Here is a 12,558-nt window from a genome sequence, read left to right as displayed (position 1 = left end):
CCCCACGTCTTGCAGGGAGGTGCCGGCTGTCCACGCTGACCTGACCGGCACCCGGCGAGACTCACGTCCATCCTTGCGCCCTTGCGGCATGCCTAACCACCTTTATGGACGCCACCAACCCGATACCGCTTGAAACTGCGCCCGCTCCGCTGGAAATGCGCCCACGGCGGGGTTTCAGCCTGTTCTGGCGGACCTTTTTCTTTCTGTCGCTGCTGCTGCTCGGTTCCATCGTGGCCTGGCTTCAAACCTTCCGCGCGCTGGAGTCGGAGCCGCGCGCCATTCAAAGCGCCCAACAACTGGCATCGCTGGTGAACCTGAGCCGTGCTGCCTTGCGCTATTCCGATTCGATTGCCCGTGTGTCGCTGATCAAAACGCTGGCCGACGAGGAGCGCGTACGCATCACGCCGCGTGAACCCAAGGACAAGTTCCAACTCTTTGAAAGCGACGATGAACTCGGCGAACGCATCACCCAGGAGCTTCAGGCGCGCCTGGGCGCCAACACAGTCGTCGCCGGCACTGTCAACGGCCAGAAAGGCCTGTGGGTCGGCTTCACGATCGACGGAGACGCCTACTGGCTGCTCACCGATCCTTCCAAGGTGGGGCCTTCCCGAGGCAGCACCTGGGTGATCTGGCTCATCACCGCGGCGATCCTGTCACTGGCCGGGGCCGCCTTCATCGCGCGCCTGATCAACCGCCCGCTCAAGCAGCTGTCATTCGCGGCCAGCCGCATGCGGGATGGAGATTTTGACGCGAGCCTGCTCGACGAAAAAGTAGCCACCAGCGAAATCCGCGAGGTCAATATCGGCTTTAACCGCATGGCCGAGCAGCTGTCCAAAATCGAGCAGGACCGGGTCATCATGCTGGCAGGTATCTCCCATGACTTGCGTACTCCGCTGGCACGCCTTCGGCTGGAGACCGAAATGAGCGTGGCCGACAAGGATGCGCGCGACCATATGGCGGCCGACATCACCCAGCTCGACGCCATCATTGACAAATTTCTCGACTACGCCCGGCCCGAGCCGGCGCGCCTTGAGGCGGTATCGCTCAACGCCGTGATCGAGGCGGCGGTATACGCCGTCGCCGACTATGACGACATGCGGGTCACCGTGACCGTTCCCGACGACCTGGCCGTCCTGGCCGACGAGGTCGAACTCTTGCGCGTCATTTCCAACCTGCTTGAAAATGCCCGGCGCTATGGCAAAACAGCCGAAACCGGCGTGGCCGTGGTCGACATTGCTGCCAAAGTCCGGGACCAATGGGTGCTGCTCAGGGTGCGCGACCACGGCATGGGTGTGGCCCCGGATACCCTGCCCAAACTCACACGCCCGTTTTTCCGCGGCGATGCAGCGCGCACGGCTGCGACTGGTGCTGGCCTGGGCCTGGCGATTGTCGAGAAAACGGTCCAGCGCATGGGCGGCGTGTTTGGCCTGACCAACACCGGATCGGGCGGGCTGGCCGCGCATATCAAGCTGCGCAGAAGCTGAGGCCCTTGCGGGGTGCACCGGTCCACACACTCATCAAAAAAAGACCAGAGGCCCATAAATAATCAGCTCAATGCTATTAAAAATATAGCGTCAGTACAGTAGCACCACGGCACGGGCTTCCATGCTCAGCCCCTGTCCGACCGGCCCCATCTTCTCGGCGGTCTTGGCCTTGACATTCACCTGCCCTGGTTCCAGGCTCAGCGCTTGCGCGATCCGCGCGCGCATCGCAGGAATGTGCGGGGCAAGTTTGGGGGCCTGCGCAATCACGGTGCTGTCTATGTTGCCGATCTTGTGGCCCCGCTCGGCCAGCAGCCGCCCGGCTTCAGCCAGCAGCACCATGGAATCGGCGCCCTTGAAACGCGCATCAGTGTCCGGGAAATGGCTGCCAATGTCACCCAATCCGGCCGCGCCCAGCAAAGCATCGGTAATGGCGTGCAAGAGCACATCGGCATCCGAATGCCCCAGCAAGCCCACTGGATGTGGAATTTCAACACCGCCGATGATGAGCTTGCGCCCGGCAACCAGCGCGTGCGTATCCCAGCCTTCGCCGATACGGAAATTGGGAAGCGGACTGACTGGGGTGGGCGGCACGGAATTCATGGCATTCGCTTTCACATGAAAAAAGAAAGTAATCGCCTCCTGGGCGATCGATGGTCGTTAGTGGTTAGTCGTTAGTCGTTAGTCGTTAGTCGTTAGTCGTTAGTCGTTAGTCGTTAGTCGTTAGTCGATGGTCAATGAGGGCCGGTCAATGGATTCAGGTCTTCACGGTCTACCGTTGCGCGTGAGCAAAATCGCCTCGGCCAGCGCAAAGTCTTCGGGGTAAGTCACCTTGAAATTTTGCGCGCTGCCCGCCACCAGTTTCGGCGCCAGGCCCATGGCTTCCATGGCACTGGATTCGTCGGTCACGGCAGGGCCGGCCATGTCGAGCGCCCGGCTCAACGCCCCAATGCGAAACATTTGTGGGGTCTGGGCCAGCCATTTATCGCCTCGGTCAATGGTGGCCGCCACGCGCCCGCCCGCTTCCGCCTTGAGCGTGTCGGGCAGCTTGTGCGCAAGCAAACCGCCCACATCGTCGTGCTCGCAGGCATCCATCAGCTGGTTGATTTGCGCAGCAGTAATCAGGCAGCGGGCGGCGTCGTGGACCAGCACCCAGTCGTGCGCTTCGGCACCACCGTCGAGCAGTGCCTGGAGGCCATTGCGCACACTCTCGGCGCGGCTGCCACCCCCACAGGCGGCCACATCGAATAGCTTGCCCGGGGTCTGATCAAAAAAAAGATCTCCCGGCGCCACCACCACCAGCGTGCCGGAAAGTCGCTCCACATCTGAAAAAGCCGCCAGCGTATGCAACACCATGGCCCGGCCGGCAATCACCTCGTACTGCTTGGCGCCGGGCGTTCCGGCGCGACTGCCGTGCCCGGCACAGGGAATCAGGGCAAAAAACCGGGACACGGAGGGCGAATTGGACGAATTGGACGAATTGAGGGAATTTGCGCTGGTTGCCGTCATCGCCTCATCATAGATTCTAAAATCCTCATTCTGAAGGCTGGAAGCACCCTACTCCGAATGGTTTGGGGTGCCTTGCTTTTTCCCGCAGTTTTTCCCGCCACTTTTCTCGTCATTTTTTAACGCAACTTTTCGCCGCACAATTTTTGATTGCCTCACCCGACCTAACGACGGCGCACCGATTAATGCATCTACCTCCACTCGTTTGCGGCAAACGCTACACCCTGCCACAGCCCGCCGGTTCCGCCGATGCCCTGCTGCTGGCCCGCCTGGGACAGCGCGAGAAAGCGGCCGGCAAGCTCACGGCCATCATCACGTCGGATGCCACCACCGCGCAGCGCCTGATGGACGAGATGGCTTTTTTTGCGCCGGATCTACGCTACGCCCTGTTCCCCGACTGGGAGACCCTGCCCTACGACACCTTCTCGCCACACCAGGACCTGATCAGCGAGCGGCTTGCCACGCTGTGGCGCATTTCGCAGCGCGACAAGGACACCGGTGCCGACGTGGTGATCGTGCCAGCGACCACCGCGCTTTACCGCCTGGCGCCACCGAGCTTTCTGGCGGGCTACACCTTCGAATTCAAGGTCAAGCAAAAACTCGACGAAACCCGCCTGAAGGCCCAACTCACCCTGGCAGGCTACAGCCACGTCACCCAGGTGGTGAGCCCGGGCGAATACGCAGTGCGCGGCGGACTGATTGACCTGTTTCCGATGGGCTCGCTGGTGCCCTTTCGCGTCGATCTGTTTGACGACGAGATTGACAGCATCCGCACCTTTGACCCGGACAGCCAGCGCAGCCTCTACCCGGTGCCGGAAGTCCGCCTCCTGCCGGGCCGCGAGTTTCCGATGGACGACGATGCACGCGCCAAATTCCGGAAACGCTGGCGCGAACTGCTGGATGGCGACCCGACCAAGAGCCGCATCTACAAGGACATGGGCAACGGCGTCGCCACGGCCGGCATCGAGTACTACCTGCCGCTGTTTTTTGACGAGACCGCCACCGTGTTCGACTACCTGGGCAGCGATGCCACGGTCGTGTTGCATGGAGACCTGGAGCCGGCTTTCCAGCGCTTCTGGCAGGACACCAAAGACCGCTACCGGCTGGTGCGGGATGCGCCCGACCGGCCAGCCTTGCCGCCCGAGTCGCTGTTTCTGGGCAGCGAGCAGTTTTACGCACGGGCCAATGGCTACGCACAACTCGCCCTGCGCCCCTCGGTGGAAGATGTGGAGGGCAATGCCCACTTCCAGAAACTCGACGACATGGCCGTCGTGCGTGGCGCCGAAGACCCGTTGGCCCGCTTCAAGGGGCACGTGCGCAACACGGCGCATCGCGTGCTCGTGCTGGCCGAAAGCGATGGCCGCCGCGAAAGCCTGCTCGACTTTCTGCGCGCCAGCAATGTCAGTCCGCCCGCCTTCGACTCACTCGAGGATTTCCAGGCCAGCGACGAAAAACTCGGCATCGCCACGGCCGCGCTGAATATCGGCTTCAGCTGGCTCGAGGAAGGCATCGACTTCGTCACCGAGACCGAGCTGTTTGCCGCCGGTGTCACCACCCGCAGGCGCAACAAAAAGCAGGAACAGGTCAGCGACGTTGAAGCCCTGATCAAGGACCTCTCCGAACTGAATGTCGGCGACCCGGTGGTCCATAGCGCCCACGGCATCGGCCGCTACAGGGGGCTGATCAACATGGACCTGGGACAGGACAAAAATCCGGACGGCACGCCCTCGCTCCAGGAATTCCTGCACCTGGAATATGCCGACAAGGCCACGCTGTACGTGCCTGTCAGCCAGCTGCACCTGATCAGCCGCTACACCGGCGTCAGCGCCGAAGAAGCGCCGCTGCACCGGCTGGGCAGCGGCCAGTGGGAAAAAGCCAAGCGCAAGGCGGCCGAACAGATACGCGACTCCGCCGCCGAGCTGCTGAACATTTATGCCCGCCGCGCGGCGCGCGAAGGCCATGCATTTCGCTATTCGCCGGGCGACTATGAAGCCTTTTCCAACGACTTCGGCTTTGAAGAAACCGCTGACCAGCGCGCCGCCATACATGCCGTGATCCAGGACATGATCAGCCCGCGCCCGATGGACCGGCTGGTTTGCGGCGACGTGGGCTTCGGCAAGACCGAGGTCGCCCTGCGCGCCGCCTTCATTGCGATCACCGGCGGCAAGCAGGTGGCCCTGCTGGCACCCACCACCCTGTTGGCCGAGCAGCACTACCAGACGCTGGTGGACCGGTTTGCCAAGTGGCCGGTGAAGGTTGCCGAGATGAGCCGCTTCAGGTCCGCCAGGGAAATCACCGCGGCCATCAAGGGTCTCGCCGACGGCAGTGTCGACATTGTCGTGGGTACCCACAAGCTGCTCAGCCAGGACGTGAAGTTCCAGCGGCTGGGCTTGCTGGTCATCGATGAGGAGCACCGCTTTGGCGTGCGCCACAAGGAAAAGATGAAGGCCATTCGGGCCGAAGTCGATGTGCTGACGCTGACCGCCACACCGATTCCGCGCACGCTGGGCATGGCGCTGGAAGGCCTGCGCGACCTGAGCGTGATCGCCACCGCGCCGCAGCGCCGGCTTGCGATCAAGACCTTCGTGCGCAGCGAAAACAACGGCGTGATCCGCGAAGCCGTGCTGCGCGAACTCAAGCGCGGCGGGCAGGTGTACTTTCTTCACAATGAAGTGGATACGATTGAAAACCGCCGCCAGAAGCTGGAGGAAGTCCTGCCGGAAGCGCGCATTGCGGTGGCCCACGGACAGATGCCCGAGCGTGAGCTGGAACGCGTGATGAAGGACTTCGTGGCCCAGCGCTACAACCTGCTGCTGTGCTCCACCATCATCGAAACCGGTATTGACGTGCCCAGTGCCAACACCATCGTGATGAGCCGCGCCGACAAGTTCGGCCTGGCGCAGTTGCATCAGTTGCGCGGGCGCGTCGGCCGCAGCCACCACCAGGCGTATGCCTACCTGATGGTGCCGGACATCGAAGGCCTGACCAAGCAGGCCAGCCAGCGGCTTGAAGCGATCCAGCAGATGGAAGAACTCGGCTCGGGCTTTTACCTGGCCATGCATGACCTGGAAATCCGCGGCACCGGCGAGGTACTCGGTGAAAGCCAGAGCGGCAACATGATGGAGGTAGGCTTTCAGCTGTACAACGAGATGCTCAGCGAAGCCGTGGCGTCCCTCAAGGCCGGCCGCGAGCCGGACCTGCTGTCGCCCCTGAGCGTGACGACCGAGATCAACCTGCATGCTCCGGCACTGTTGCCCAACGACTATTGCGGCGATGTGCACCTGCGCCTGAGTTTTTACAAGAAGCTGGCCACCGCCAAAAACACCGACCAGATCGACGCGCTGCTGGAAGAGATTGTGGACCGCTTCGGCAAGCTGCCACCGCAGGCACAGACGCTGATCGACGTGCACCGGCTGCGCGTGATCGCCAGGCCGTATGGCGTGGTCAAGGTGGATGCGGCACCGGGTGTGATCAACATCACATTCAAAAAGGACCCGCCGATCGACTCGATGGCCATCATGCAGCTCATCCAGAAAAACCGGCACATCAAACTGGCCGGCAACGACAAGCTGCGCATAGAGCGCGGGCTGGAAAACCCCAAAGACCGCGCGCAAATGGTGCGCGATATCCTGCGCTCACTCGGACAACCCACCAAAGAAACTGCCACCGCATGAATCCTGCTGAAATCTCCCCCGGCCTCGTCGTCAACGTCGCCATACCCGATCTGAAACTCGGCGACTTCAAGCTGGTTGCCTTCGACATGGACTCCACGTTGATCAACATCGAATGCGTGGACGAAATTGCCGACGCGGCCGGCCGCAAGGCAGAAGTGGCGGCCATCACCGAGGCGGCCATGCGCGGTGAAATCACCGACTACAAGGAAAGCCTTCGCCAGCGCGTGGCCCTGCTCAAGGGTGTCAGCGCCGCCAGCATGGACGAGGTCTACCGTACGCGCCTCAAACTCAACCCCGGCGCCGCCAGGCTGGTGCAAGCCTGCAAGGATGCCGGCCTGAAGGTGCTGCTGGTGAGCGGTGGTTTCACCTTTTTCACCGACCGCATCCGGGACGAGCTGGGCATTGACTACACCCGCTCCAACGTCCTCGAGATCAAGGACGGCCTGCTGACCGGCCGCATGGTCGACCAGCCCTGGGGCGATATTTGCGACGGCGAGGAAAAGCGCAAGATGCTGCTCGAGACCTGCGGCAAGCTGGGCATCAGCCCGCGGCAGGCCATTGCCATGGGCGACGGCGCCAACGACCTGCCCATGATGGGTGAAGCCGGTTTGTCGGTGGCTTATCACGCCAAGCCGAGGGTGCGCGAGCAAGCCATGGTTGCCATCAACCAGGGCGGGCTGGACCGGCTGCTGGAACTCGTGAAATAGGCCGGCACCGCCGCCATGCCCCTGTTCAGGAAATTCGAAAGGCTGCTGCACGCCTACCCGGAGGCCGAGCCGGTCGTGCTGCCCAAGGGCTTCATCGCCTTCATCTGGGCGTGCAGCCGCGGCGCCCGCGGCTATATCCTGGTGCTGGCCCTGCTGGCTGCCGCAATATCGGCCTTTGAAGCGCTGATGTTTGCCATGCTGGGCCATATCGTGGACTGGCTGGGCAAGGCCGAACCGGCACGCTTGTGGCTTGACCACGGCGCCACCCTCACCGTGCTGGCGTGGATTGTGGTGGGCAGCATTGTGCTGGTGGCGCTGCAGACCATCGTCAAGCACCAGACGGTGGCCATCAACTTCCCGATGCGCCTGCGCTGGAATTTTCACCGGCTGATGCTGGGCCAGAGCATGGCTTTTTACCAGGATGAGTTCGCCGGACGCCTGACCACCAAGGTGATGCAGACCGCGCTGGCTGTGCGCGACACGCTGTTTGTGCTGGCCGACGTGCTGGTGGCCATGGCGGTCTATGTGGCGACCATGACCGTGCTGGCCGCTGCCTTCGACATCAAGCTGATTGCCCCCTTCCTGGCCTGGCTGACGCTCTACATCGCGTCGCTCTGCTTCTTTGTGCCGCGGCTGGGCCACATCGGCAAGCAACAGGCCGATGCGCGCTCGCTGATGACCGGCCGCATCACCGACGCCTACACCAACATCACCACCGTCAAGCTGTTCTCGCACACCCAGCGCGAGGCCGCCTTCGCCCGCTCGGCCATGCAGGAGTTCATGAACACCGGCTACAGCCAGATGCGGCTGGTCAGCGCATTTGAAATCGTCAACCATGCCCTGAGCATGGGCCTGATTCTCGGCATGGCGGGCACCTCGCTGTGGCTCTGGAGCCTGGGCCAGGTCGGTGCCGGCGCCGTCGCGGCGGCCACGGCCATGGCCCTGCGGCTGCAAGGCATGTCGCACTGGATCATGTGGGAGATGACCAGCCTGTTTGAAAGCGTGGGCACGGTGCAGGATGGCATCAACACCCTGTCACGGCCGCGCGCGATTGTCGACAGGCCAGACGCCACCGTGCTCGACGTGCCGCGCGGCGAGGTCCGCTTCGAGCAGGTCGGCTTCCGTTATGGCGAGGGGCCGCGCGTCATTGACGGTCTCACCTTGACCGTGAAGCCTGGCGAAAAAATCGGCCTCATTGGCCGTTCCGGCGCGGGCAAATCCACGCTGGTCAACCTGCTGCTGCGTTTTCACGACCTCAACGCCGGCCGCGTGCTGATCGATGAGCAGGACATTGCCGGCGTAACGCAGGACAGCCTGCGCAGCCACATCGGCATGGTCACGCAGGACACCTCGCTGCTGCACCGTTCGGTACGGGACAACATCACCTACAGCCGTCCCGGCGCGACCGAAGCGGAGATGCGGATAGCCGCCCGGCGCGCGGAAGCCGACGGCTTTGTTGCCAGCCTGACAGACCCGCATGGCCGCAAGGGCTACGACGCCCACGTGGGTGAGCGCGGCGTCAAGCTCTCGGGCGGGCAGCGCCAGCGCATTGCAATTGCACGCGTCATGCTCAAGGACGCCCCTATCCTGCTGCTCGATGAGGCCACCAGCGCGCTCGACTCCGAGGTGGAAATCGCCATCCAGAGCAGCCTGAACACCCTGATGCAGGGCAAAACGGTGATTGCGATTGCGCACCGCCTCTCAACGATTGCCGCCATGGACCGGCTGATCGTGCTGGACCAGGGCCGCATTGTGGAAGAAGGCAGCCACCGCACCCTGCTGGCGAGCGGCGGCCTGTATGCGCGGCTGTGGGCCCACCAGAGCGGCGGCTTTTTGACGGATGAAGTTGAACTTGCGGCGTAGCGCCATGGCAGCTTGCTAGGTGGACTGGTCGCAACAAGCAAAACGGACAGCAGCACCGGCGTGAACAGCGACATGAACAGCGATGTGAACGGCGGCGGTATTGGTGGCCTGCCCCGCTTTGCCTCGCCTTACCGGGCATTCACCGGTGCTCACCGGTATTCGCCGCTCTTCACGGCTTCCTCAAGGCTCCGTGGCGGCCCGCCTGAGTACCCGCCCGGGAGACCCGGCCGAGGCCGGAACCGTGCCCGCCGCATGTCGCTGGCCATTGCAGACCTCATGGCTGATGGCCAGATTCTCCACATGGCTGTTGCCACCTGCACTCAGGGGTTGAATGTGCTCCAGGGTCGCCGCCTGGGGCGTCACGTGCTCACCGCAAACCCAGCAAGGCACCGTGCCATGGAGTTGCCGCGCCACGGTTTTGTAGATCTTGTCGCGGGTCAGCCCCAGCCTGCTCACAGCGTGACCTCCATGCGAGGATGACCGGGGAAACCGGCCACCCGCGCCTGAGCCGCCAGCATTAACGTGTTTCCTTACTCAAGCTTGGCAGGCCGCGTGTCCAGCGGCTGGATGAAAGAGTCATCCCACTGCGTGGCAAACCGGTCTGCATTGTCGGGCGACCGGATGGTGCCTGCGCCATCGGCGCTAAACCCGATGTTGCTGTTTTTGCCGGACTGTGCGCCCTGATGGCTGTCCTTGTTGATTTCTTGCAGAGCAGCCTCTTTGGCGGTTTTGACCCGCTGCTGGGTAAAGGCATCCAGTTCATCATGGAAGCGGGTATCACCGACGCGAGTCTCCTGGTGGTCCTGGTCCTCCTGACCCACGTGCCCCGGGATTTCCCCCAGGAAGGCGGCACGCAATGCATCACCCTTGGGCAGATGGGTTGCGTAAACGATGATGAAAGGTATGCCGCAATCCGACAGCAGCGAATCCTTCATATCACGGCCAGCCTGGTTGAAGCCGCGCTTGCCCGGCACATCCACACACCCCACCACCTTGCCGTCCGTCGTGCAGACGGTGAAGGTCGTATAAACGCCGTTGAGGAGTTCCAGCCATCGCTCGCCCGGGTCCTTGCCGCCTTCCCGCTCACGCCTCTCGAGCGGAATGGTAAAACGCAGCACCGGAACCTTCACCATCACCATATGGTCAGGAAACGTGCTGCGCAACCACGTCCAGACGTTCTGCTCCTGGGTCGTCACCACCCCGCGCGCCTTGAGCGGCCAGGTGGAAGGCAAGCGCAACCTTTCGCTGGCTTCCCGCCGCAACCGCCAGGCGTAAAGCAAGGCGCCCGCCAGCATGCCCACGGCAATGCCCAGCAACGTCATCAGAAATGTCGTCAGGTTCACGATGTTGTCCTCCCATTTTTTGCGCAAGCGGAACGGGCGTGCTACAACTGCGGCGACAGCGGTCAGTAGCAGTCAGTCACAGCCCACGCGCGATGTTCAAATTCTGCAGCGGCCGTCCCAAGGCGCTATTTAAACAGGATTTTCCGCTTTGCCAGCAATTTGGGCCAGGAAAAGGACTCATCCTCAATGGATACGCGGCTAATTAGCTACACTTTTAATAGCAAATGGCAATTCTTGCTTTGCCCATCCGTGCTGTGGGCTTGACCGGCACTTTTTGCCAACCCTCCAGCAAACCAATATGCTGGAAGTTCTTCAGGAGACTCCGATGGAACGTAAAACTGCCCAGGATTTTGACCAGGAACTGCTGATTCTGTTTGATGCCTATGTGCACGGCACGATAGACCGGCGCGGCTTTCTGGAAGGTGCCCAAAAATTCGCCACGGCTGGCATCACAGCCGGCGCGCTGCTCGCGGCCTTGAGTCCCAACTTTGCCGCGGGGCAACAGGTAGCCAAAGACGACCGGCGGCTCAAGACCGCCATGCTGGACTACCCCTCGACGGCCGGGTCGGGCACCTGCAAGGGTTATTTGGCCAAGCCGGCCAATGCCTCCGGCAAGCTGCCGGGTGTCCTCGTGATTCATGAGAACCGCGGACTCAACCCGCACATCGAAGATATTGCCCGCCGCCTGGCACTCGACAATTTCGTAGCCTTTGCACCCGACGCGCTCTCACCGCTGGGCGGCTACCCGGGTGACGAAGACAAGGCCAGGGAGCTTTTTGGCCGGCTGGACCAACAAAAGGTCACGGAGGATTTTGTCGCAGCCGCGACTTTTCTGCGCGGCCGGGAAGAGTGCTCGGGCAAAGTGGGCGTCGTCGGCTTCTGCATTGGCGGTGGCTTCGCCCACACGCTCGCGACCCGCCTGCCTGAACTCAACGCTGCCGTGTCTTTTTATGGCAACCATCCCCCGGCAGAAGCCGCCGCCAGGGTCAAGGCGCCGCTGCTGATCCACTTTGCCGGCATCGACGAACGGACCAACGCATCCTGGCCGGCCTATGAAACTGCTCTGAAAGCTGCCGGCGTGACCTACACGGCCCATCAGTACGCCGGCACCCAGCACGGTTTTAACAATGACACGACACCGCGCTACGACGCCGCCGCGGCCCGGCTGGCCTGGGGGCGCACGATGGAATTTTTCAACAGATACCTGAGAACACCCGGGGCCTGACAGGTCCTGATCCTGATCCTGCAGCCGGTGCCGGATGCAGGCAGGTGTGCGTCTGCCCCATCCATTACCGTCAACGAGCGTGTCCCCGGCTTTGCACGCGTTACCATTGGTATCTTTTCGATTCGCGGCCCTCAGCGGGCCGCTTGAAGCGTTTTCTACCCCACCTGTTTGGAATTACCCATGAACCTCTTGCAAAAAATAGTGGCTACGGCCGGACTGTTCACTCTCGCGCTGGGCGCCGCCCATGCCCAGAACACCGAACTGGTAGTCGGCTCCAGCGCCACCTACCGGCCGTTTGCCTACGAAAGCCCGAGCAAGGACATCGTCGGCTACGACGTGGACATGATCAAGGCCATCGCCCAGAAGGCGGGCCTCAAAATCAAGATCGTCAACACCCCCTGGAGCGGCATCTTCGCGGCCCTGAACAACGGCGACCTCGACCTCGTGATCTCCGGCGTCACCATCAACGACAAGCGCAAGCAGTCGTACGACTTCACCAGCCCCTACTTCGAGGCGCGCCAGCTGATTGCCGTGCACAGCAACAGCCCCGCCAAAAGCCTGAAAGACCTGGCCGGCAAGAAGATCGGCGTGGTCAACGGCAGCACCGGCGACGACATGGCCTCGCGCGAGTTCGGCAAGACCAACCCCGACATCCGCCGCTTCGAGAGCACCCCCGTGGTGATCTCCGAGCTGGCCAACAACGGCCTGGATGCGGCCATCGGCGACAACGGCGTCATCGCCTTTCGCGCCCAGGAGCAC

Annotated in this window: 10 protein-coding genes; 6 read left to right on the top strand and 4 right to left on the bottom strand. The window is 62.5% G+C overall.

Annotated features, from left to right (window positions below):
- Positions 1 to 104 precede the first annotated feature (104 nt).
- Complete coding sequence (locus tag AC1DS5_RS09550) at positions 105 to 1,484, top strand: sensor histidine kinase (protein ID WP_477718018.1); 1,380 nt, start codon at positions 105 to 107, stop codon at positions 1,482 to 1,484.
- Positions 1,485 to 1,574: 90 nt separating this feature from the next.
- On the opposite strand, the gene ispF is transcribed toward AC1DS5_RS09550, so the two are convergent.
- Entirely contained in the window at positions 1,575 to 2,084 is a 510-nt protein-coding gene (gene ispF, locus AC1DS5_RS09545) for a 2-C-methyl-D-erythritol 2,4-cyclodiphosphate synthase (RefSeq protein ID WP_477718017.1), read from the bottom strand.
- Positions 2,085 to 2,246: 162 nt separating this feature from the next.
- Positions 2,247 to 2,990 carry a 2-C-methyl-D-erythritol 4-phosphate cytidylyltransferase gene (gene ispD, locus AC1DS5_RS09540; RefSeq protein WP_477718016.1) on the bottom strand — a complete coding sequence of 248 codons (744 nt, stop codon included), beginning with the start codon at positions 2,988 to 2,990 and terminating at the stop codon, positions 2,247 to 2,249.
- A 182-nt stretch (positions 2,991 to 3,172) separates the two neighbouring features.
- Between ispD and mfd the strand changes: the two genes are divergently transcribed.
- From mfd to AC1DS5_RS09525, 3 genes are read left to right on the top strand one after another with little or no spacing between them, the layout of a single operon-like run.
- The gene (gene mfd, locus AC1DS5_RS09535) at positions 3,173 to 6,661 is read left to right on the top strand and encodes a transcription-repair coupling factor (protein WP_477718015.1); all 3,489 of its coding nucleotides are present in this window, start codon (positions 3,173 to 3,175) and stop codon (positions 6,659 to 6,661) included.
- Positions 6,658 to 7,368 carry a phosphoserine phosphatase SerB gene (serB, locus tag AC1DS5_RS09530; RefSeq protein WP_477718014.1) on the top strand — a complete coding sequence of 237 codons (711 nt, stop codon included), beginning with the start codon at positions 6,658 to 6,660 and terminating at the stop codon, positions 7,366 to 7,368. Before mfd ends, serB begins: the two co-directional genes overlap by 4 nt.
- A gap of 15 nt (positions 7,369 to 7,383) precedes the next feature.
- Complete coding sequence (locus AC1DS5_RS09525) at positions 7,384 to 9,231, top strand: ABC transporter ATP-binding protein (protein ID WP_477718013.1); 1,848 nt, start codon at positions 7,384 to 7,386, stop codon at positions 9,229 to 9,231.
- A 180-nt stretch (positions 9,232 to 9,411) separates the two neighbouring features.
- Here AC1DS5_RS09525 and AC1DS5_RS09520 read toward each other — a convergent pair whose 3' ends face one another.
- The gene (locus AC1DS5_RS09520) at positions 9,412 to 9,687 is read right to left on the bottom strand and encodes an HNH endonuclease (protein ID WP_477718012.1); all 276 of its coding nucleotides are present in this window, start codon (positions 9,685 to 9,687) and stop codon (positions 9,412 to 9,414) included.
- A 74-nt stretch (positions 9,688 to 9,761) separates the two neighbouring features.
- The gene (locus tag AC1DS5_RS09515) at positions 9,762 to 10,574 is read right to left on the bottom strand and encodes a PDDEXK family nuclease (protein WP_477718011.1); all 813 of its coding nucleotides are present in this window, start codon (positions 10,572 to 10,574) and stop codon (positions 9,762 to 9,764) included.
- Positions 10,575 to 10,899: 325 nt separating this feature from the next.
- Here AC1DS5_RS09515 and AC1DS5_RS09510 point away from each other — a divergent pair, with 325 nt between their 5' ends.
- A complete protein-coding gene (locus tag AC1DS5_RS09510) occupies positions 10,900 to 11,799 on the top strand; it encodes a dienelactone hydrolase family protein (protein ID WP_477718010.1) in 900 nt (299 codons plus the stop codon).
- A gap of 180 nt (positions 11,800 to 11,979) precedes the next feature.
- Positions 11,980 to 12,558, top strand: a 579-nt coding sequence (locus tag AC1DS5_RS09505) for a transporter substrate-binding domain-containing protein (protein WP_477718009.1), incomplete at its 3' end; no start/stop codon positions are given.

This window comes from Polaromonas sp. P4_H1, assembly GCF_056400945.1.
The sequence above is the reverse complement of the archived record's forward strand: the minus strand, read 5'-3'. Positions and strand labels throughout refer to the sequence as shown.